Here is a 22428-nt window from a genome sequence, read left to right on the forward strand (position 1 = left end):
TGATGATGGAGATTAATCGAAGTGTTAATTGTGTTTTTAAAATGATTTCTAGCTTCGACTCCGCTCAATTACCAATATGATGGTAATTGAGCGAAGTCGAAATTACACTCTTAAATAAGATTCGGCTTCGACACTGCTCGACTACCATTTTGTTTATTATAGAAATTCTATTTCATGTCTTTAATCAACTCTTCTATTGATAAAGAAGACTTTTCATTAGTTTCAGTCTCATAAATCACTTCTACTCGAATAGCTTTTAATCCTGAAACACCTTGTAAATCCTCAAGTTCTAATAGCTCAACTTTTCCTAGTTGATTTTTAGATTGAAGAAACTTAATGTATTTTAAATACTCATCAGCATCTTTATCTTGAGAGTATACTATTGAAATCTTTCCTGGAACTGTTAAACGCTCAGTAGTTCCTTTTATATGTGCTTTATCAATTCTTTTTTTAATGATTTCATAACGAATATTATAAGCGCCATCAACATCAAATTGTTTTTCATCCATTCTAAATTCAATAGAAAGTGGATTGCTATGCACTAAAATTAACGATGCTACACGTAAATCATGATCTAAATTCTTTCTAAGTTTAAAGGCAACGTTTTCCATTTCATAGGTGGTTTGTAATTGCCATAAACGAAGATTATATAAATAAAGCGAATCGTATTTGTGCTCTTTGGTTATAGACTGACCAATATACATGTTGTATTCCACACCATCTGTTTTGTATCGTTCAAAATAATGTGGGAATATTTTTTGTGCTTCTTCCTGTTTTTTGTCAATAAACTTAGCAAGTTTATCGTTTAACTTAGTAACACTATTTTCATAATCTTTTCGTTTCTCATACACAACTTGAAGGTTTTCATCCAACAAGTCTAAATAGCAATTAACTACCTTGCTAAGTTCATCGTTAATTTCTTTGATATGATTAAAAACAGGATAAATTTCACGTTTTAAAAAGTCGAGAATAGCTACTTCATCACCGGCTTTCATACCTTTTTCAACATCAACCAAATATTCCTCAACACGATACATTAATTCATCATAAATTGGTAATGTTTCTTTTTTACAAGCTTCGCGTAAAACATGAATAGCAGCGCTTAACTGTTTGGTTAAATCTTCTTTAATTGCTTTATTTCTGGCTAAGGAAGAACCTTTAATATCTGATTGCCCAAAAAGAGGATACACATCATGAAAAGCGATTTTTTCAATTTTAGCATCTTCATCTTTATCTAAAATAGCATTTTGATAGTTCTCTGCAGCTTCATAAAAACGCCATTTTACCGATGGATGTATAGAAGTATAAAATTCTTGAATTGTAGCTTCTAAAATGTTTAAATATTCTTCTGAATTTCGTTCAGCCGCAGCTCTAAACATTGGAATAATATCTTTAAGCTTTTGTTTGTTTACTGAATTTAATTCGTAAGCTCTAGGAGAAGCCATTTCAAGCAGTAATAAATCCTTATTATTAGAAGTTTTAATAGGTATAAGAATAATACTCTTAATTTCATTATTAACAAGGTTTATTGAAAATGTATTTCCGCTGGATTGTTTTTTGTAGTAATCCACATCGGAAACTACTAAACTCTCATTTTCAATAAATAACTTGTTTATTATATGATTACAAAAGTACTTTTCACAAATAATTTTTTTCTCATCAGTTAATATGATGCTTTCTGATCGTTTTACCTTAACGTACCCTTCTTCTAAATGACTGATATCATAAACAGAGTAACCAACTTTTAAATCTATAATCCCGAAGAAATCTCTAAGATTGTTTCTGATTTTTTCAGTCATAGATTCATCTTCACGACCAATTAAGTTGTTTTGTAGAGAGTTGATAGTTTCATCAGTAGTAACATCAAAAAGGTTCATGATACCGAAACCTTTAAAGATATATGAGTTAGGAGGAAACTTTTCTCTCCAAATATCAATATTATTGAAATTATCTAATAGTAACTTTATATCGTCTTCCGTAATTTCTGGAGCATTTTCGGTTTTAGTGATGTCCATAAAATCGCCATTAAAAGCCACGCGATAATGTCTTGTAAAACCACTATTTAAGTCGGGAATATCAAAATAAAACGGACGTTTTAAATCTACATTATAATTATATACGGCAGCTAAAATTAATGTACAGGCATAAATGTACATAGCATCAGGCTCAAAGTTTCTTACTTCAAAAAGATAATCATCACCAGCATTTTCTAAAATTTTTTCAAATCGATTTGTAAACTTAAAGCACGTAAAAGAAAAAGGAACCGTAGCGGCTTTAATTTCATTTGAAGTTAGTATTTCGGGAAATAAAGGTTCTAATAGTAAGTTGATTATTTCCTCGTGTTTTTCAAGTAAAGAAAAATCCGAAAAGCCTTCAATTAACTCAGGAACTTTATCAATTTCTTCAACCATATGTTTAGCAGAAATATGATAAGGGTGTCCTTTGTATTCATCATTAGTAAACTTTTTAAAATGATCATAAATCACTTTGAAACTAATGTTTATATGCAAAGGTAATTCTAGGTCAGAACTACTATGAAAATTTCGGATGGTCATTTTTTACCTTCTTTTTGTAACTGCAAAATTACGAAATGTTTGGTTTAGTCAGTTTATTAGATGAAACCTTACATTAATATATAAAAAAAGCCGTCAAACTTGACGGCTTATATTTTAAAAATGCATATCGTAATCTCTTATTTTTCCTTTCTGACCTAAACTATTAAACTTCCAGCTAAATCCTAACATAAAGTATTGTTGTAAAACGGTACTTTCTGAATCTTCAATATAGTTAGAAGTTGCAACTCTTCTAGCATTTGTATTTTGATTTAACACGTCATATGCTTTTAAAGTAATAGTTGCTTTATCATTTAAAATTGAATATGCTAATGTTGAGTTCCAGAACCAAGCAGATTGATTAAACCCAATTACATTAGGATTGTAAGTATAATTTACATCATTTCTCCATTCTAATTTTTTAGGAAAATTGGTTTTGGTTCTTATACGCAAACGATGACTTGTAAATTCTTGATCTAAGAAAGAGTTTACATTGTACGAAGTTTTAGAAAATGTAATATCATATCTCGGCTCAATAGACACTATTTTATTCCAATTAAAAGAGAATCCAAAGTTTGGTGTAACAGAGAACGTTTCAGCAATATTATCTACATTGTTTAAAATGTTAACACTTCTGTTACCGTTTAATCTAGCTCCTAACCTAAAGTTAATAGTTGTAATAGAATCTAATTTTACATTTTTATTGTAAGTAGTTCCACTCCAAAAATCGTACACACCATCAGCGTTATCATAGGTAGAGGTTCTTACTAAATTATCATCAATACTTGTTTTGCTAACAATTTGATTGTTCGTTAAACTTCCGCCCATGTAAAAAAAGAATCCAGTTCTTTTTTGCCAATTATACTTATTAAAGTTGGCATACACTCTATGTGTTTGACTAGGTTGTAAGTTTGGATTACCTGTAATAATATTTGATGGATTTGTTACATCGCTAAAAGGTTGCAACTGATTAATACTCGGTGCATTATTATCTAACGAATAATTTAAATACACAGAAGCTTTTGAATCAAAGCTATATCTAAAAGTACCATCTAAAGTGATATTATTGAAATCTTTTTCGAGACTTAAATTAGGGCGTAATAAGTCGATATTTTCTAAAGTTCTATTTACTTGTCCAACTTCAAAATTAAAACGCCATTTTTTTACATTGTATACTAAGTCAATAGATGGGGTTTTAGTAATATCGTTATAAGTAAAGTTTGTGCTTAAATCAGTATTAAAGCTTGTGTAATCTTGGGTAGTATTTTCAAAATCAAAAGTACTTTCAATATTGGTTCTTTCGTCTCTTCTAAAACGATATTTAGTATCAATAAATAATTTATTTGCGATTAAAGGAATTCGATACGAAATGCGAGAGCGAATACTGTTTAAATCGTTATCCACAATACTTTTTTGATCTCTAATTTCAGAACTAGGGTTTGTGCCAAAAATGTTAATTGTAGAGTTATTAAAATCTTCACCATCAGACTGATCAACTTGGTTTTCTATAGAGGCCTTAATAAAAGAACCTTTTTTTCCAAATCGTTTTGTAATATCGATAGTATTTTGAAAATTCTTAGCATCAAACTTAGAAAAAGAGCTGCTTGAGAATTCGTTGGTCAATACTTGGTTTTCATCTAAAGACTCTTCAAACCTGTTAAAGATACTTTCTCGTCGATTAAATACAAAAGAAGGATTCACATTAATTAAAAAAGTAGAATCAATTTCTATATCTAGTTCTGCGTTGAAACTATGGTTATGGTTTTCATTGTCAGAATTAGAATTAGAATTTGTAAAATAACGTCTGTCTGGAAGCGTATACTCTCTATTGTTTCTTGAAACATCTTTAGAATTACTACCAGAATAAAAATAGTCAGCATTAACATCAAATCCTTTTTTGTATTCATCAGCATACGTTGCTCCAGCAGTTTTAGAAGTAATAATTCCGCTACCACCACCAAAATTTCTACCGCCAACACCAAAAGAGCCATTTCCGCCGAACCATACCCCGCTTCCATTACCAAACATTTTTTGAATTTCGCCAAAACTAAAACCTGGCGAATTGATATTATTAGCACTTGCTAATACACTAAAGCGAGTATTATTATCAAAACGATTTACCATGGTAGCTCCTTCATAACGGTCATCCGTTCCACCACCAGCAGAAACTCGTCCAAACCAACCTTTGTTATTTTCTTTCTTAATGGTTAGGTTAATTGTTTTATTGTTCGCATCTCCTTTTTCACCAGAGAAAGCTTCAGACTTTGATTTAGTATCGGTAATTTGAACTTTCTCAATTATTTCTTTTGCCAAGTTTGTAGTAGTAATCGTTGGATCGTTTCCAAAGAAAGGTTTTCCATTAACCAAAATCTTATTAACAGGTTTTCCGTTTACCGTAATTTTACCTTCTTCATCAACTTCAACACCCGGTAGTTTTTTTAGTAAATCTTCAACATTTGCATCTTTTCTGGTTTTAAAAGATTTTACGTTAAACTCAAGAGTATCTTTTTTTATAGTAATTGGAGCTCTTGATTTTATTACTACCTCATTAAGTAGATTTGATTGTTCTTTTAACGATATAGTTCCTAAATTTAGATTCGGAGTTTTATCTAAAGAAATAACTTTGGTGTAGTTATCCATTCCGATAAAGGAAATGAATAATTTAGCTTTTTTATGGAATGATTTTCCTTCTAGAGAAAAACTTCCCTTATCATCTGAAATTGTATAAGAAACTATTGAACTGTCTTTTTCTTTTTCTAAGTGAATTGTAGCTGCCTCAATAGGCGTTTTTTCTTTTTCTGATACTATTTTTCCAGTAATACTAAATTTATAGGATTGCGCGTTTAATGCAACAGATGAAATTAAAGCGATTATTATCAATGCTTTTTTCATAGAAATTATTGTTGTTTTTGATTGTAGGCGCAAAAAAACGAAAAAATCAACCTTTCAAAAAGTTAATAAAAGTTAATTTATGTTATTTTTTGAAAGACTGATTTTTATGACTTTATCAATTACGGGTGTAATTTAAAAGTATATAATATTATTTCTGCCTAAAATAAATAGTGATTGGAACACCTGTGAAATCATAATGTTCACGTAATTTATTTTCTACAAATCTTCTATACGGGTCTTTAATGTATTGCGGTAAATTAGCAAAGAAAGCAAACTGAGGTGTATGCGTTGGTAATTGCATACAGTATTTTATTTTTATAAACTTTCCTTTTGTTGCTGGAGGTGGTGTTTGTTGCATAATCTCCAACATTGTTTCGTTTAATTTGCTCGTTTGAATTTTACGTTTTCTATTTTCAAAAACTTCAACTGCTGTTTCTATTGCTTTGAATATTCTTTGCTTTGTTAATGCAGATATAAATATGATTGGAATGTCAGTGAAAGGAGCTACTGTTTCTCGGATTTTTCTTTCAAAATCACGCATAGTATTTGTTTCTTTTTCAACTAAATCCCACTTATTTACAAGAATTACGATTCCTTTTCTGTTTTTTTCAGCTAGCCAAAATATTTTTTCGTCCTGTCCTTCAAAACCACGAGTGGCATCAACTACAACGACAGCAACATCACAATGTTCAATGGCACGAACTGCTCTCATTACAGAATAGAATTCTAAATCTTCTTTTACTTTTGACTTTTTACGAATACCAGCAGTATCTACTAGGTTAAACTCAAAACCAAAACGATTGTATTTAGTATCGATAGAATCTCTTGTAGTTCCTGCAATATTTGTTACGATGTTTCTATCTTCACCAATTAAGGCATTGATAAAAGAAGATTTTCCAGCATTTGGCCTTCCAACAACAGCAAAACGAGGTAACTCGTTTTCTTGTTCATCCTCAACAGGTTCAGGAATTATATCAACAATGGCATCTAATAAATCACCGGTTCCACTACCATTTACAGAAGAAATAGTATGATAATCTCCTAATCCTAAATTATAAAACTCAACAGCATCTGCTGCACGCATTGCATTGTCTACTTTGTTAACAGCCATAAACAAAGGTTTTTCTACTTGACGTAAAATTTTTGCTACAGCTTCATCCATTGGCGTAATTCCTTGCTCTACATCTACAACAAACAGAATAATATCTGCTTCATCTAAAGCAAGTTGTACTTGTTTTCTAATTTCTTCTTCAAAAATATCATCTGATCCTACTACATATCCTCCTGTATCAATAACAGAAAATTCTTTTCCATTCCACTCAGATTTACCGTAGTGACGATCTCTTGTAACTCCACTTACAGAGTCAACAATAGCTTCTCTACGTTTAATTAATCTATTGAAAAGGGTTGATTTACCTACATTCGGTCTTCCGACAATGGCAACAATACTACTCATTCAAAAATAAATTTGTGCAAAGATACAATTTACAGTAAGTAAACGTGCAGTATTTTTAAATACTATGCTTTTTTTGCTAACTTGTATGATATTAACCTTATAAACATGGATGATCAGTTATATAATCAGATTTTTTTAAAACCTCGATTTCAGTTAGAAATAGATAGTTCTGCTGCTAAGGTATTGTCTAAAATTTCAGAAATTATTTCACTAGAAGAAAAGTATATAATTAGATTGGTAGATCATCATGTGATTATAGATATACCAGAAAAAGAAAGTCATTTTTGGTCACCACAATTACATATGGAAGTAGAGGAAGAGGAGGAAGGAAAAGCAAAAATTAGAGGGTTATTTGGGCCAAAGCCACATGTTTGGACACTATTTATGTTTATTCATTTCGGAGTAGCATTGGCTTTTTTTATTTTTGCAGTAATTGCTTACACAAATCATTCTTTAGGCAATAGCATTACGTTTCCTGTTATAATGCTGATAGTACTGCCTATTTTATGGGTTACTTTATATTGGATTGGTAGAGTAGGAAAATCTTTTGGACAACATCAAATGGATGAACTTAAAAATTTTACAGAATCAATTTTAAGGAAGATACAATAGAAACAACCACTGTTTTTGGAAAGCAGTGGTTGTTTTTTATAGAAGAAAGCAATAGTTATTGAACATTTTGATAAATGCTCACTGTACCGCTATCTTCATTAGAAACTAATAATAAATCTTTTCCATTAGGGCTATCTTTAGCAGGAATAACTAATAATCCTTCAGGAGCTTCATCACCACTATGAGATAAAATACTCAAGAACATTGGAGCAGCAGGATTCGTAATATCATATACCATAACTTGATCTGTACGCTCTAATCCTACAAATAAAATATAACGTTCGTTGTTTAGGTTTAAAACTTCCACTGCTTCAGGCTCAGCACCTTTGTCATCACTTCTTCCATCATCATCATTAAAAGTAGCAGGAGTTAACTCTAATGTTTTTTCAGAAATACTATTTCCACTATCATAAATTAACGCTCCATTTTCAGACCAAATAGAAAAAGATCTTCCACCGTAAGCATATAATTTATCATAATCTCCATCATTATCGGTATCTCCTAAATCTAAAGCTATTTTCAAACGACCTAAATTTTCTTCTTTTTGTAATTCAACAGCATTTGGAAATGCTGTAGGGTCTAAATCAATTTTTTTGATTCTTTCTTCGTTAACAAAAACGTCTTCATCATCATCTTCGGTTTCTGTTCCTTTGTCATCAATATATTCTCTAGCGTCTCCTTCGTTTGCTGAGATAATGTAACCAATACCGTTAATTTTTACATACGTAATAGCATCTGGTTGATAGATACCGTAAACAGGAATGTTACGTAATTCTTTTTTACCGTCTTCATTACTCGGGTCAATTGCATTGCCCGCAGCATTGTAATCTTTAAAACCTAAAGGATAAATGGCGTCAATAGTTTTTGTAACTAAATTAATTTTAGCAATTCCATTATTTTCTTGTAAAGAAACCCAAGCAGTTTTAGAATCGTCAGAAACAGCAATATATTCAGGTTCTATATCTTTAGCTACATCAGCATTAGGTCCAAACACTCTAAATCCGTTACTTTCTAAAGAAGCTTCTTGATTGTTAAAAGCAGAGAAATTTAAAGTAGTAACATTACCAGTTTCAACCGTAATAATACTTACACTTCCTTCTGGATCATTTGTATATAAACTATTTGGTTCTCCCTCATTTGCACAGATGATTAATTTACCGTCTTTGGAAAATGTTACCATGTCAGGCAAAGAACCTACAGTGTAAGAATTAATTAGGGCATTGTTTTCAGCGTTATATAAAGCAATTTTTCCATTATTTTGTTTAACGGCATCTTCTAATGCCACAGCAACTTTTCCGTTATATGTACTAATGCTGTTTGGAGCTCCACTCATAACTGGAATTGAATTAACTTTTAATGGAGCATCAATATCTTTTAAATCGTAAACAGAAATTTCCTTTGCGTCTGAATTTACAACAAAGAGCTTTTGAGTTTTGGTGTCGTATGCTGAAATTTCAGCAGCACCTTCACCTCCAACATTAATGGTGTTAACATATTGAAAGTTGACTTCAGTGTTTATTGGAGTAGTTCCATTATTGTCGTCGTTGCAACTAAGGAAAGAAACCACTAATGCTAGTGATAAAGTTTTAAATAAAATTTTCATGGTTGATAGTTTTGACAAAACTTCATGTAAAACTTTATTCAAAAGTTATGTAAACAAAAAGAGTTTGTTAGCGATTAGTGGTTAATGTTAAATTATTCTTTATAACCAAACCTGCGAAGTTGCTTGTCGTTAGATCTCCAGTTTTTATTTACCTTAACATAAAGATCTAAGAATATTTTTTTATCAAAAAATTGTTGTAAACTTTTACGAGCTTCTGTTCCTACTCTTTTGATAGCTGTTCCACGATGCCCAATAATTATACCTTTTTGAGTTTCGCGTTCAACCATAATTACCGAACGAATTTTGATAATGTTATCTTCTTCAACAAAACTTTCCGTTTCTACTTCTACAGAATAAGGAATTTCCTTTTTATAATGTTGTAAGATTTTTTCACGAATGGTTTCATTAACAAAAAAACGCTCTGGTTTATCTGTCAATTGATCTTTTGGATAAAATGGAGGAGAGTCGGGTAATAATTCAATAATTTTATAGAAAACAGTTTCTACATTGAATTTTTCCAAAGCTGATATTACATATACAAATGAGTTTGGAACTTTTTTCTTCCAATAATTTATTTTTTCTTCAACTTGATCTTGTGTAGACTTGTCGATTTTATTCAATAATAAAATAACAGGAATTTTACTATTGATTATTTTATTGAAGAACGCTTCATTCTTTAATTCAGTTTCTCCAATTTCTACCATATATATTAAAACGTCAGCATCATCAAAAGCAGCTTTCACAAAATCCATCATAGAATCTTGTAATTCATAAGCTGGTTTTATGATTCCCGGTGTATCCGAAAATACAATTTGATAATCTTCTCCATTAACAATTCCCAGAATTCTGTGTCTGGTTGTTTGGGCTTTAGAGGTAATAATTGATAATTTTTCACCCACTAAAGCATTCATTAAGGTTGATTTTCCAACGTTCGGGTTCCCGATAATGTTTACAAATCCTGCTTTATGTGTCATAAAGGCAAAGGTAAGTGTTTTTTATTCTGCTGATTATAAAAAGGGTTATATAGTTTTTTAAAAAAAGTTGAACTTTAATTTGGAAAGAAGAGAAAAATATTTGTATCTTTGCCGTCCAATATCGCGGGATAGAGCAGTAGGCAGCTCGTCGGGCTCATAACCCGAAGGTCACTGGTTCGAGTCCAGTTCCCGCTACTGAGTAAAAGCACTGATTTTCAGTGCTTTTTGCATTTAAATAAGGTAGTTTCATAAAAATGGAGCTACTTTTTTTATTTCATGTAAAACATTTGTAAAACAAATTATATCAATTTATCATAGGGCACTACCTGTTTGAAAGTTTTATAACCTTCAATACTGTTTTCTGAAATAAACTGACGAATTGTATTATGTCCTTCAAAAGAGAATTGTTTTTCTCCCCATAACCCCCAAATAAATTTGTAACCATTTTCTTCGAGAAACTTATCAAACAAATCTTTTCTAATATACACGAAATGCTGATTCGTATTATAATCTTTACGATACCTAAGATTGATTGAAGCTAGCTCTCCATTTTTCTCAAAGAGATTAAACGTTTGAGGAGCGTCTATTAAATTTAAATGAAAAGACAGTTCTTTTGAAACAACGTATTGATGCCCTGCTTGATTAAGAGAACTGTGATAAGTTTCCCAATTATATTGAGCTACGGGCATTAAAATCTCAAACTCTTTTGTTTGAATTTCATCAACAATTATTTCATCAGGTTGACTTTCAGTAATACCTTCTTTATCGAAAAAAACTCTTGGGTAATAACCAGACTCCCCTTTTTTAATAACTTTCTTTTTTCTTTCTATTTCAAATTCTATAGTTCTAAAATTGTCATAAGTAGCCTCATGCAACGTATTCATCTCACTTGCATAAGTATAGTAGTTTTCGGAAACACTAGGTATTCTATTACTCCTAAAATCTTTAGCTTCTATTAAATTTGAAAATTCATTATAATCATCCATTTTGACTATCATCCCACGAATGAAAACAAAAGTTTCTCGATTATACTTTTTATCTTCTTGAGAAATGAACCCATCCAAACAAACCCAATCATTATTTGCTTCATTTAAGTTGTTAGCTACTAAATAATCATTTAAACTAGGAAGCGCATCGTCATTATACCAATCAAGTAAAGACATTTCTCTATTTCCTAATATATCATCCTCTATAAATGGTTTATTTTCTGGTAATATTGGAAAACTCGGGTCAATGTCTGATTCTGAAGCTCTAAAATCTGGCCATTCTTCTTTAACAAGGTCATTGTCTTCACGATAACCATATATTTCATAATATGCTATCCATGAATATTTTTTTCCGTACCTCTCAATCTTAGGCTTTTTAGTTCTTGAATTATAATGGCTTTCATTTCCAATATTTTTTTCAGCATCAGCAAACTTTTCGGATTCCCATCCTAAATCATAGATTCTCCAGTAAATTTGCCTTCTGACTTGCTGTTTTTCTGGAGGGTTTGAATATGAATGTCCATTAGGAACAATAGCACCAATAGTATAGTTGCTAAAATCCATTCTCATAGGTTCATTATTACCGTAATCTCCATCTCCATAATCATGCTCTCCCCATTCTCTAATACCCCCGAATTTATATGGCGGAACAGTATTGTCAATTTCCTTTTTGTTAAGAATCTTAGGATGATGCTGTAAGCATACCTCAATTGTTCTTCTTACATAATCTCTAGCAATAATATTTGTTGTTCCGTGTGGAGCACCTTTTGAGAATACTAATTCATAAAGTTTTTTAGCAATGATTGGCATAAGTTTATCTTTAAATTCAGATGATTTCCAATCATTATGTTTTGCTAAAACAACACCGTAAAGACTAGCCAGAGTTCGTTGCCATACATAAGGATCATTTACTTTTAATGAATATTCAACTAATTCAAAAAATAATTTAGGGTAACGCCTACCATAGTGATATAAAGCCTTTGTAGACTTATCTCTCATTTCAAGGTTTGAAGAAGTTAAAAACCACATTATTTTTTTTGCAGCTAAGTGAACTCGGTCAGATAAATTTTCTCTTTCAATACATGCCTCTTCAAAATGTTCAATGAAGTTTTTTATCCTTCCGAGAGAATAATACCCATATTCTTTGCGTATATATTCTGTCCAAGACACATCCCTGTCTGACATTGTCATTCCATATAAAAGCTCTGAAAGCAATTCAAAATTTAAAGGATGACTATGGTCAAGTTCTGTATTTTTAAATAGTCTGTATATAACATCTTTGTTTGTTACTCTGTTGAAGGCTTCACGAATAATACTGAGAACAATATCTTTATTATCAATTACAGTATTAGTGTTAACTTCAAAAATCGACCTAAGCAGATACTCTTTTAATGTTTTGTGTAAACTGTCATTATAAAAAGATAATCCGAATTTTTTAATTGCTAGTACAGAAAAACATCGAAGAATATCATTATAAAGAGGATGCAAAGTTTCCTCTGTTAACAGTTCTTTTTTGAATTTATCACTAATAAGAAAAGTTTGTAATTCTTCAATATTGCTAATATTTTCAAGAATTATCTTTGCAACGAGGTAGCCACTTAAAAGATCGTAAGTAAATGTTACTACTTCTTCTTTTCCCCAATCCCTAAATATTAATAAATCTTCTCCTTCAAATACTGTAAGTTGTTTTTCATTAACAACAGAAGGCATTAAATCTTTTAAGTCAATATCACGACGACTATGTTCCCAAAAGTAATTAGATATTTTCTCAAGAATATCTTTTGAAAAAGTCCTATTATACCTAGCCTCCATACCAAGATTATGAACAATTCGAGTATTAGCTTTTGTTAAATACTCATCAAAGACATCAAATAAATCTTCATTTTGAAATGATACTTTTTGACCACGCTTAGCTTCACAAAATATTTTTAAGTACAATGGTTCTGAAAAATGGTTCATAGCACCAGAACTATTTACTATTTCTATGTCATAATAATCAAAATACTTATCGATAGCTTCATCTATATTTTCTCTATCAAAGCCTTGTACAGTTGCTTTTTTTATCCATCCACTCGTTGAATAATGAAAATAATCTTTTGGAAATAATTGTTTTTCATAGGATTTTCGGTAGGTAGTAATAATGAGAATATTCGAATATTTTTGATTTATCTCAGTTATTAGTGTTTCTAAACTTGTACCCCAAATCTGTTTCCAATGAATAGACTCATTAAGTCCATCAATTAATAATATTGCCTTTGTTTTATTAACTCTTCCTGAAATATTCAAAGCCCCTAAAAAATCAGAAACACTCCAGTCTGCTGGCAAATCTAATAATGACTTTAATTGCTCTCTTAATGGTAAGTTAGTCCTGAAATCTTTACCAAAAAGAAAAATTGCTGGCTTGTTTTCATTTATTTGGTATTCAACAATATTTGTAGCTAAATGTGTCTTTCCTTTTGAGGCATGTCCAGAAATATGAAGCTCATTTAAGTTTCTATATTCAAAACATTGAAAAATATTTAGATATGCATCAATAAAGTTTCTTAAGGTGAAATAAGGTCCAAGTATAGTCTCTCGACACGATTTTATTCTTCTCTTTTTACTATTGTCTTTTTCTACTTCTTCAGCATCCCAATGAACAGAAGGAATTGATTCAGGTGTTCTTAAATCTGAATATTCAATATAAAAATCATCTAATTCCTTTTTGTAAGAAATCATTTCTTCTATTAAAAGAGTGAACGATTTTAAATCTTCATCGCGAAGAAATTCTTGAGATTTATCCAAAAGGTCATTACCCATTCGGACAATATTTGGGTAATCTTTATTGAGTACAAAGTTCTTTATTTTATAATAATCTTCTGTAAACTCATGAATATTCTCCTCCTTTCTAATATCATCTACTTTTTCTTCATACTCATCAAGAAATCTATCTACATCGAGAATTTCTTTGCTTTTATCTATCAAATCTGCCAGCCTCTTATCGCATAGAACTTGAATGACCTTATCATCTGCTTCTCCTGATACGTGCAACCCATTTAAGTATTTACTCTTTAAAACACTTGAATTAGACACCAATTCAAATTTGGTCTTATACCAATCATTACTTAGTATTTTTTCAGCAAAAAAATAATTATGAATATCTTGATGTTTTCTAAGTAAGTTAAGAATTTTACTATCGCCCCAATGTTCTAAGTCAACTGTGTGATTTTTAGGCAAAACTGTTCTTCCGTTACGAATGCTTTCTGCTAAAGATGATTCAAACCACGTTTTTTCTGTTGGAGTTAATGATAACTGACTTGATAGTACCCATTTTTTTAATCTGCTTCCGTGTTTATCATAAGCTCTTTGTAAAGAACTTTTAATTTGTTCTTTCCTGCCACCTTCATCAAATCTACCGAAAAACTTACATTGCCAACCCCAAATATCTCCGTTTGGAAATTCTAAATAGAACTCTACACCATCGCCACCACCACTATCATCAATAGATGTTAATTCACCTTGAGAAGAATATTCTTCAAAAGCCAATTGATAACATAATTCTTCGAAGCTTTTATTTTGATTAGTTGCATATGTTTTAAGTTTATTCCAGTTGATTAGTTCGCTCATATTCAAATTTTAACACAAATTTAGTGAAGAATTTCTAGGTTGATATCTTACGTGATTTATATTTTAAATCGTTTTAGTGAAAATTTCCGTATGGAATATGTGTGTCTTTTATAAAAAATATCCAAAGTCGTCTGCGGACTTTTTGGACATTTAACCAGCGATGACTTAAGTCGTTGAAACTTTTAAGACATAGCTGGGCAAGATTGCTTTTGAACAGTTCTAACGACCTTTTTCAAAAGCGATCTTGCCAAAGGACACCTTTGGAATCCGTTTTTATCCAAAAAAAGAAGACAGGAGAATTGCTTCGTCCTGTCTTGTATTTTTGTTTGTTGCGATAGTCTTATCGCTCTAATTCGTCTTTGTTATGTACTTGTTGTTCTAACTCCACTCGTCGTTTTTCATTACGTAATAATACATCCCAATCTGCATCGAGTCCTTTCTTATTATAATAAGCAGCTGATGATACTAGGCTTAAACCTTCGTAATAGAGTTGCTTAATTTCTTCAGGATTATTCTGAAGTTTTGTCTCTAAAAAGCCTTTTCCTTCTTTTGCCTGATTGTAAAACTCTTCTCCAGAAGCAATGATGCCATTGCAAAATCTATTAAATATTTCTCGATGAGGAGCAAGGCCCTGTGAACGCGCAATTTTGTTAATTTCAAAAGTATCAAGTTCCCTTCTGAGTTCTAGCATACACAAATGAAATTGAGCAATTTCTCTGTTAGTCTTTTTCCTGAGTTCCTTAATAAGTGTTTCATCATAATTAATGATGTCTTCAAAAGATGTTTGTTCTAAGACTTTCTTTATGGTATTAAAAAATATGTTTTTGTTCATCATAGTGCTCGGTGTATATATTCAATTGTATCATAGCATTAACGCTCCTGTTCTTGGTCTTTGTCCTTGCGAGATTTTAATTTCTGTAACTCGTTCATTCGTTTTTGCTCTTTTTCCATAGATATTCGTACAGGATCAAAGCCTAATGTTTTGAGTCGGTAACGTCTTTTGAAACCTTGGACGCCGACAATTTTACCAGCTCTTGAATAAAATTGGATTCCTGCTTTTTCAAATTCTCTCTTATCTACCTGTTCAGTGCGGACACGAGCAAATACTTCAACCAGAACATCACGTAATTCTTGACGTTCGCTTTGTTTACCTCGAAGATTTAACTCTCGTTCAATATCAAGCTGAAGCATCGCTTCTTTTTTTTTAGAATGATTTACTTTACTGAAGGTAAGTCCAAGTTCTTTTTCTTGAAATTGCTCCATACGGATTTTAACCTCTTTAAATTCTTTTCGAGATAGGCGCACTGGTTTCCCTGTAGCAAATTCAAGTGCTGAAATAACATTGTGAATATGTAAATGGTCTTTGTCTGAATGCATCGTACTTATCACCATAGAATTCGGCGAACGTTCCTTGGCATATTTTCGAGCAATTTTAAGGAGCACTTTCTTTGGTAGTTTATCAGTGTCCGCTTTGTGAAAAGATATGATTTCGTGATATGCAATATTTTTATTGCGCCTTTCAATACTGCGTTTCGATTCATTCTCACTGAATTGACTCACCATATTTTTAATGCGCTTCTCCAGTAATTTTTGTTCTTTGATAAGATCACTTTGTGCTTCCTGCATTTCTTTATCAAAGTTTCTATCACCTTTAATGTAGCGGTTGATAATAAAGCCGAGTTGCTTCTGATTTTCTTTAGTAAGAATATAGCGGATAGTATTTTCAAGTGCTTTTTTAGACTTTATGGATTTACTTTTGATTATCATGATTTATGGATTTATTAATTGTATGAAGTTCTCTTCAAGTTTCTCAAATCGTTCTAGTAACTCTTCAAGAGCATCTGAAGCTTCACTATCTAAAGATTCTTCCATCAGGTTAATGAGTGTCCGTAACTGTTGGTGTACTTCGCTAAAGACTTCTTTATTTACTTGAGGTGCTTCTTGAGATGTGAGTTGTCTGTTAACAGCATCATATAAGAATTGTGATACGCTTTTATCTCCTCTTTTTTGGTGTATTAGTTGTAGCTGTTTTGGATAAAAGCCAAGTGAGAATTCTTTCCTCTTAATTCTCTTTTCTCTTCGGTAATGTTTGTAATAGATTTTCCAATACTCTTTTTTAGCATTTTTAATTTCATCCCATGAAGGATTTGGATTGTCCTTAAAAGCACAATCCAAATACTCATGGAGTGATGAAAAGCTAAACGGTTCCATTAGCGCTCTTTATCGCTTTCTTGTTCTTTACTTTCTTTAAGTTCTTGGAGCTCAAGCTTACGCTTCTTCGGTTTTGGCGGAACGAGGTCGTGATAGCTCATCTCGGTAAAATGGATATCTCTCTCTATTCCTAATCCAAAGGGTCTTACAATAGATTCTAATTCTGTAATTGAAAAAGAACCCCATTCATCAAAGGCAAGTCCCGTAACATACCCATTACAAATTTTTGATTCGGGATTATATTCCGTTGCGTACCATGTTCCAGAACCGACTGGATCAAAGAACTTGGCAATAAAGGTTGGATTTTCTTTTTCTGACTGGTCGCCGACTTGAGCAAACCTTTTTTCGAGTTCCTTAGTCATTAACTTCATCTTGCTTTGTTTTTAGATTATTGTTTGCTGCTCCTGTGGCAGTTTTTTTCTTACTGTAGGTATCAAGCGGTAGATATTGAATACGATAACTTGGATTATTTTCAGGACTGTAATCTTCAGGTAGTTCCATATCCATGGCTTTTACAAAGGCTTTGATTTTGTAATAAGGCTTAACCTTGCAGAGCAATGGCTTCATACCGCCGTTGGGAATGACTATTACTTTGTCTTTCGGCATAGTTCTAATTTCTGAACCTGTCATAAGTGGTCTGTTTCTGACGATTTTCTTATCCTTATCCTCATAGTATTGATAGTCTCCTAAAGCTTTTGAAATGCGGTCACACTCATCGTTCAGTCCCGTCATATAGACCTTGCAAGCGTTGTTAAGAATACTTTTGGCATTGTACTGGCCATAGTTCTCATACAGTTGGTTTTCGCTCTGAAGTACTCCAAGAATGGACATATACTTTCTCGCATTTGCAATGACATTTGAAAGGCTTGGAAGTGGAATACTTGAGAGCTCATCAATAAGAAGGTAGAGATCATTATCCTTTGCTTGAGGAATTGACCTAAATACTTCGCTAAAGAGTTGTTCGAAAAACAAGCCAAACAAAGGACTGTAATAATTCATGTTCGTGATATTACAATTAAGAAAAAGGACTATTTTTTCTTTTCTCATGCGGGCAAAATCAAAAGTATCTACACTGGTTATATCCAATAGATTTGGATCTTTTCCGATAAAGGATAGATGTGAAATAGCTGAGCTTAGGATATTTGACTTGGTCTTTTCGCTGTTAGCGATAACACTCTTGTAAGCACGCCATTGACTCTCGGTAGCCTTATCTGCAAACAGACCATTAACAAGGTCTTCATTTCCTGCAAGATTCTCGAGTAAGTAATATACGTTTCCGATATTTTGATAAATCTTCGAGGTGTTTTCAAGAAGAAATTCAATTAAAAGACTAATGAGTTCTATAGATTTTAAGTCCCAAAAGTCTGAGGACTTTTTACCATTCTTCTGTACTAACATAGTTGCAACCTTGGTAATGTCTGATGGTGATTGTATGCGGTGCAGTGGATTGTAATACATAGACTGCTCCTTATTATCAGGGCCAAAGCTATACACCTTATACCCTTGATTCAGAAAGTAATTTGTCATTTTTGAAAGCTCACCAGATGGATTATTGATAATCATACTGGCTGGCTTTTTAGCATTCGCAATTCGAAGCGCACTAGGTATTAAAAAAACGGTAGACTTCCCTACACCACTTGGTGCAAAACAAAGTAAATGTTCTTTTGATTTTTTAGCTGATAAAAACTTAGTGCCTGTAATGGATAAGCCATCGTGAGTTGCAGAAATGAGTTGACTCTCTTTTCCGAATTTGGCCGATAAATTATGTTTATTACCTACAAGGTTTTGAAGTATTCCGTCTAGGAATTCGCCGCCCTTTTCTAAAGCAAACGTTATGTTGTTTTGAATGTTCATTTTCCTAATAGTTTTTGAAAGAGGTTATTCGTTGCGCCAAGAAATAGTTCTAATCCGCGTGTTATGACGTACACGCAGATCAGAACAATCTTGAATATGAATTGGAGAAATGTAAGGACTAGCTTCATGTCTGCTTCTTTTTATGATTATCCATAGAAACAGTTGAAATAGGCTTGGCTATACCTAGTTGAATGTGTAAACCTGAAGGCTCTAAAATACCTTTCCATACCTTAAGCATCTCTTTAAACAACTGGTCGTCTTGTGCATTCTTTGGGTAGTAAATGATATGTAGCGTTAGCCCATTGAGATTTTTAGGTACCTCAATTTTATTCGTTATTATTTCTACAACCTTATTATAATTCTTAAGCAGTCGTCGTAACTGATATGTGTCATAAACATTATAAAGACTGGAAGATTCGAGTAGATCACTATAAAGGAGTAAGATCTTGGTGTCTGATTTACTACGTTTGAGTAATTCTAATTCCCGTAAAACAGGAGTGAGAATACTTGAATGAGGATATGATTGAAGCGTATCTCCTGTACTACTCAAAAACCCTTCAATAGTGCGATAGAATTTTCTCTTTTTTGAAAGATGCTCTAGCGTATTTCCAAATCTTGATTTTGCCTTAATTGTTGCATCATAAATAGGATTAAAACTAGCATCAGTTATTGAGGTATAACGAAAATCACATCTCCCATCCTTATCTACGGTGTTTTTTATTAATGGTTGAATACCATCGATATCTGGCTTTGGAATATGTTTGTCGGTATAGTCATCCATAACGCTTAAACTCAATGAAGGTTGAATTTTAGATGTACATGAAGTCAATGTTAGTAGGAGTAGTACTATGCCCATAAATTGAGTCATACTAGATTGTAGTGGCTTATGAATATCCTTATCGCTAAAATTGAGTTGAAGTGGTGGTAAGTCTTGATTAATATTACCAGTGAAAAGAGGTGCGCAGGCACCATTGGTTCGCATGTAGAGCTCCATCTTCATTTCCTCAAAGCAACGATGGTATCGTGTTACAACTTCTTGCTCGAACTGTTTTCCTAGAATAAGAACGTTGTAATGTTTCGTTAACTTCCCGCGAAGGTTTGATGGTAATTCAGTTTTTTGCAGGCAGAGTTGTTCTCGTTCTATTTCTAGCTTTTTAATTTCACGGGTGTCATTTCGATACTTTTTATAAGCTAAAATGGTTTCCTTACTAGGCTTATACGCCCAGATAATCCAGCAAGAGATAACATAAGCAAAGCAATTAATGACGGTAAATACCCATGGAGAGCTACTAATAATTCCCTCAAGGTCTGGATTCATCGCTAGTAAGAATGCAATACGTTGACTGGAGAAATAGTAATAGACTACTGCAATTGGAATAATAGATATGGTAAATAGGATTATTTGTTTTTTTGCGCTATTAGGTGCATATCTTCTTATTTTATCTGGAATAAAATGGGCATACCAAAAGGTGATGATTAAGGTTAAGATGGCTATTCCAAGAGAACTAATCATGGAGCCTCCTAGACTACTGAAGACATCAAAATTTCCTATTAACTCTATTCCACCTATAAATATTAAAAGTGGTATAAAAACGTAAAACCAATTTCTCACTTCTGGCTTAAGTTTCTTTCCAGACTCATCAAGTTTTCCTTTAAGTGGAGTCAGCTTTAAATCTAGGCTTTCGATTTTACGATTGATATCAAGGTCATCCTCACTAGCTTTAGAAATATGTGATTGCCCTTTTACCTTTTGTAAACTACCGTTACAGCTCTTTTCGATATGATCCACCAAAAACTGAAAATCAGCTTTTTTAGCACCCAGAAAGTCTTTAATACTGGTTGTTTTAGGCATCCCCTTGAAATCAAGTGTTGCCAGCTTTTGAGCTGTTTGAATATGCTTAGCTGTATATTCAGTGGCTTTCTTTTCGATAAAAGTAGATAAGTCGGTATCTACAATTTGTGACAAGTCATTGTCAATTCTGTTTTTTTTAAACGGTCTCATAATATTTAGTTTTTAAGTGTTACGTGAATGAATAATTGAAATTGATACCACTCGAGTTGCGGTGGTAAATCAGTAGCTTGGCTATTTTGAAATAGTGCCAGAATTTGTGCTTTGCTAAGTGTAGAATTCTCAACTGGAACAAGTAAAGTTTGTCTGTTCCTTGGATTGTAAAAACCTCTACTATCACCCTTCCAATAGGTTGCATGATACCCTTGACTCAACAGATACTGTTGCAAGGTTTTTGTTGTTTGTGGTATCTCTATTTTCATGCTGAAAATGTTTATAGTTAAACAAAAATGTTTGACATAAAGACACCAGAAGAACTTCCAGAAATTGGTAGAAATGAGAGATTCTTTGTTTAAAAAATATATGAGAAGAGGAAAAATTGAAGACAAAAAAAAGCCCAAAACTGAAAATTTGCTTTCCAATTTTTGGGCTTTAAGTGAAGATATATGAGGTGTAAAAATTGGAAGAGGCAAAAATAACAAGAATGCTATTTTCCCTACCAATCCGTGAATGTGCCACGGCGCCTTTATATCTACTGCTGTAAATATACAAAATAATTACATACAGAAATTAATATCTTTGAAAAATGTTAAGAAATTATAATGGAAAAAAAGGAATTGCCGTATTAGAGTTAAGTTCTACAGCAATAAAAAGATTGACTGGTGTACCTAAAGAATGCTTAGGTAATACCAATGATTTGAGACGTTTTAATGATAATGTTATGTATGTAGATGTTGCAAAATATATTGATGATTCAAACTCTTTGAATGTAGTTGAATATAAAAAAGGAGTAATGCCATATATTATGGAATCAATAAAGTATATCCAGAACAAAGCTCCTCAAATCTATCAGATAGTTTTAACTGGACTTTACAGAACCATTATCAATTGGAATGATCTTGAGAATCTCTTAACAACTGAGATAGCTAAATTAAAACGAGTACAACCTATTTCCATACAATTAATGTCGCCAGAGGAAGAATCTCAGCTTAGTTTTATGTCTTGGTTTGAAACTACATCGGAAACTGAAAGTGATCCATCAACACACGATAACTTTTTTATGTTTAATAAGGGATTGAATATTGATGTAGGTGGAGGAACAACCGAAATTAGTATTGTTTCCTTTGGTTCTTTTCGAGATACTATTAGCTTACCCTTTGGCGCTGAGCAGTTTTATTTGCAGATTAAGAATACTCACTATATAGACAAGAGACATTTTTATAAGGACATAGATGATAAGGCGATTAAATTGCAGAATTCAATAACTACAATACTCAAAACGAAATTTCCAACATTTGATAAGCTCTTTTATTGTATTTGTAGTGGTAGTAATATTATTATTTTAGGAGGAGATAACGAAGAAAATTATAGAAGATCCTTAGATTCCAACCGCATTAATTTGTTTATCAAAGACAGTAGGAGCATTATGATAGATATCATATACCCGTATCTCATTCAAAAAAAAGTAATTCCCGAAAAACATCAAAGGCTATTTAATGAATATTGTTCTTTAGTAATTCTGAAGTCAATTGTTGAATATTTTAGCTTAGCAAGCTATATAATTAACAAGGCGAATCTTAGGATAGGAGTCTTCTATGACCTATTAAATTCTATTAAACCTACAAATTTAAATGACCAATTTTGATATATCAAAATTGGTCATAGTTTTTGCAT

Annotated in this window: 15 protein-coding genes and 1 tRNA gene; 3 read left to right on the forward strand and 13 right to left on the reverse strand. The window is 32.1% G+C overall.

Annotated elements, in window-relative coordinates; translation table 11 throughout:
* Positions 1–167: 167 nt before the first annotated feature.
* The 3 genes from EV195_RS08320 to der all read right to left on the reverse strand — a co-directional run bounded on the left by EV195_RS08320 (position 168) and on the right by der (position 6900).
* Complete coding sequence (locus EV195_RS08320; protein WP_132794488.1) at positions 168–2555, reverse strand: GAF domain-containing protein; 2388 nt, start codon at positions 2553–2555, stop codon at positions 168–170.
* Positions 2556–2669: 114 nt separating this feature from the next.
* Positions 2670–5444, reverse strand: a complete 2775-nt coding sequence (locus EV195_RS08325; RefSeq protein WP_132794489.1) for an outer membrane beta-barrel protein — start codon at positions 5442–5444, stop codon at positions 2670–2672.
* A gap of 148 nt (positions 5445–5592) precedes the next feature.
* On the reverse strand, positions 5593–6900 hold the full coding sequence (gene der / locus EV195_RS08330) for a ribosome biogenesis GTPase Der (protein WP_132794490.1): 1308 nt from the start codon (positions 6898–6900) through the stop codon (positions 5593–5595).
* 105 nt (positions 6901–7005) lie between these two features.
* On the opposite strand from der, the gene EV195_RS08335 reads away from it, so the two are divergent.
* The gene (locus tag EV195_RS08335; RefSeq protein WP_132794491.1) at positions 7006–7512 is read left to right on the forward strand and encodes a GTP-binding protein; all 507 of its coding nucleotides are present in this window, start codon (positions 7006–7008) and stop codon (positions 7510–7512) included.
* A gap of 55 nt (positions 7513–7567) precedes the next feature.
* Here the strand turns inward: EV195_RS08335 and EV195_RS08340 are convergent, their stop codons facing one another.
* Both EV195_RS08340 and era read right to left on the reverse strand, forming a co-directional pair.
* A complete protein-coding gene (locus tag EV195_RS08340; RefSeq protein ID WP_132794492.1) occupies positions 7568–9115 on the reverse strand; it encodes a choice-of-anchor I family protein in 1548 nt (515 codons plus the stop codon).
* 92 nt (positions 9116–9207) lie between these two features.
* On the reverse strand, positions 9208–10089 hold the full coding sequence (gene era, locus EV195_RS08345; RefSeq protein WP_132794493.1) for a GTPase Era: 882 nt from the start codon (positions 10087–10089) through the stop codon (positions 9208–9210).
* A 122-nt stretch (positions 10090–10211) separates the two neighbouring features.
* On the opposite strand from era, the gene EV195_RS08350 reads away from it, so the two are divergent.
* Positions 10212–10284: transfer RNA gene (locus EV195_RS08350), tRNA-Met, on the forward strand.
* A gap of 104 nt (positions 10285–10388) precedes the next feature.
* Here EV195_RS08350 and EV195_RS08355 read toward each other — a convergent pair.
* The 8 genes from EV195_RS08355 to EV195_RS08390 form a co-directional block, all read right to left on the reverse strand.
* The gene (locus EV195_RS08355; protein WP_132794494.1) at positions 10389–14681 is read right to left on the reverse strand and encodes an NACHT domain-containing protein; all 4293 of its coding nucleotides are present in this window, start codon (positions 14679–14681) and stop codon (positions 10389–10391) included.
* Positions 14682–15021: 340 nt separating this feature from the next.
* Positions 15022–15516 (reverse strand): DUF4240 domain-containing protein, encoded by a 495-nt coding sequence (locus EV195_RS08360; protein WP_132794495.1) that lies wholly within the window; start codon positions 15514–15516, stop codon positions 15022–15024.
* A gap of 35 nt (positions 15517–15551) precedes the next feature.
* Positions 15552–16448, reverse strand: coding sequence for a relaxase/mobilization nuclease domain-containing protein (locus EV195_RS08365; protein ID WP_132794496.1), 897 nt, complete (start codon positions 16446–16448; stop codon positions 15552–15554).
* A 3-nt stretch (positions 16449–16451) separates the two neighbouring features.
* Positions 16452–16892 carry a hypothetical protein gene (locus EV195_RS08370; protein WP_132794497.1) on the reverse strand — a complete coding sequence of 147 codons (441 nt, stop codon included), beginning with the start codon at positions 16890–16892 and terminating at the stop codon, positions 16452–16454.
* A complete protein-coding gene (locus EV195_RS08375) occupies positions 16892–17263 on the reverse strand; it encodes a DUF2958 domain-containing protein (RefSeq protein ID WP_132794498.1) in 372 nt (123 codons plus the stop codon). The genes EV195_RS08370 and EV195_RS08375 overlap by 1 nt, the downstream gene beginning before the upstream one ends.
* A complete protein-coding gene (locus EV195_RS08380) occupies positions 17247–18746 on the reverse strand; it encodes a type IV secretory system conjugative DNA transfer family protein (RefSeq protein WP_132794499.1) in 1500 nt (499 codons plus the stop codon). The genes EV195_RS08375 and EV195_RS08380 overlap by 17 nt, the downstream gene beginning before the upstream one ends.
* Before the next feature lie 124 nt (positions 18747–18870).
* Positions 18871–20748, reverse strand: coding sequence for a hypothetical protein (locus EV195_RS08385; RefSeq protein WP_132794500.1), 1878 nt, complete (start codon positions 20746–20748; stop codon positions 18871–18873).
* Positions 20749–20753: 5 nt separating this feature from the next.
* Positions 20754–21017 carry a hypothetical protein gene (locus EV195_RS08390; protein WP_132794501.1) on the reverse strand — a complete coding sequence of 88 codons (264 nt, stop codon included), beginning with the start codon at positions 21015–21017 and terminating at the stop codon, positions 20754–20756.
* A 323-nt stretch (positions 21018–21340) separates the two neighbouring features.
* Here EV195_RS08390 and EV195_RS08395 point away from each other — a divergent pair, with 323 nt between their 5' ends.
* Positions 21341–22399 carry a Ppx/GppA phosphatase family protein gene (locus EV195_RS08395; protein WP_132794502.1) on the forward strand — a complete coding sequence of 353 codons (1059 nt, stop codon included), beginning with the start codon at positions 21341–21343 and terminating at the stop codon, positions 22397–22399.
* Positions 22400–22428: the final 29 nt, after the last annotated feature.

Origin of the sequence: Tenacibaculum skagerrakense, from assembly GCF_004345825.1 — a bacterium.
Classification (GTDB): Bacteria; Bacteroidota; Bacteroidia; order Flavobacteriales; family Flavobacteriaceae; genus Polaribacter; species Polaribacter skagerrakensis.

What these genes read in the sequence shown, in the direction of transcription:
- EV195_RS08340 (WP_132794492.1), bottom strand. Translation starts at nt 9,115, where the DNA reads ATGAAAATTTTATTTAAAACTTTATCACTAGCATTAGTGGTTTCTTTC.
- EV195_RS08370 (WP_132794497.1), bottom strand. Translation starts at nt 16,892, where the DNA reads ATGGAACCGTTTAGCTTTTCATCACTCCATGAGTATTTGGATTGTGCT.
- EV195_RS08360 (WP_132794495.1), bottom strand. Translation starts at nt 15,516, where the DNA reads ATGATGAACAAAAACATATTTTTTAATACCATAAAGAAAGTCTTAGAA.
- era (WP_132794493.1), bottom strand. Translation starts at nt 10,089, where the DNA reads ATGACACATAAAGCAGGATTTGTAAACATTATCGGGAACCCGAACGTT.
- EV195_RS08390 (WP_132794501.1), bottom strand. Translation starts at nt 21,017, where the DNA reads ATGAAAATAGAGATACCACAAACAACAAAAACCTTGCAACAGTATCTG.
- EV195_RS08325 (WP_132794489.1), bottom strand. Translation starts at nt 5,444, where the DNA reads ATGAAAAAAGCATTGATAATAATCGCTTTAATTTCATCTGTTGCATTA.
- EV195_RS08365 (WP_132794496.1), bottom strand. Translation starts at nt 16,448, where the DNA reads ATGATAATCAAAAGTAAATCCATAAAGTCTAAAAAAGCACTTGAAAAT.
- EV195_RS08375 (WP_132794498.1), bottom strand. Translation starts at nt 17,263, where the DNA reads ATGAAGTTAATGACTAAGGAACTCGAAAAAAGGTTTGCTCAAGTCGGC.
- EV195_RS08385 (WP_132794500.1), bottom strand. Translation starts at nt 20,748, where the DNA reads ATGAGACCGTTTAAAAAAAACAGAATTGACAATGACTTGTCACAAATT.
- EV195_RS08320 (WP_132794488.1), bottom strand. Translation starts at nt 2,555, where the DNA reads ATGACCATCCGAAATTTTCATAGTAGTTCTGACCTAGAATTACCTTTG.
- der (WP_132794490.1), bottom strand. Translation starts at nt 6,900, where the DNA reads ATGAGTAGTATTGTTGCCATTGTCGGAAGACCGAATGTAGGTAAATCA.
- EV195_RS08395 (WP_132794502.1), top strand. Translation starts at nt 21,341, where the DNA reads ATGTTAAGAAATTATAATGGAAAAAAAGGAATTGCCGTATTAGAGTTA.
- EV195_RS08335 (WP_132794491.1), top strand. Translation starts at nt 7,006, where the DNA reads ATGGATGATCAGTTATATAATCAGATTTTTTTAAAACCTCGATTTCAG.
- EV195_RS08355 (WP_132794494.1), bottom strand. Translation starts at nt 14,681, where the DNA reads ATGAGCGAACTAATCAACTGGAATAAACTTAAAACATATGCAACTAAT.
- EV195_RS08380 (WP_132794499.1), bottom strand. Translation starts at nt 18,746, where the DNA reads ATGAACATTCAAAACAACATAACGTTTGCTTTAGAAAAGGGCGGCGAA.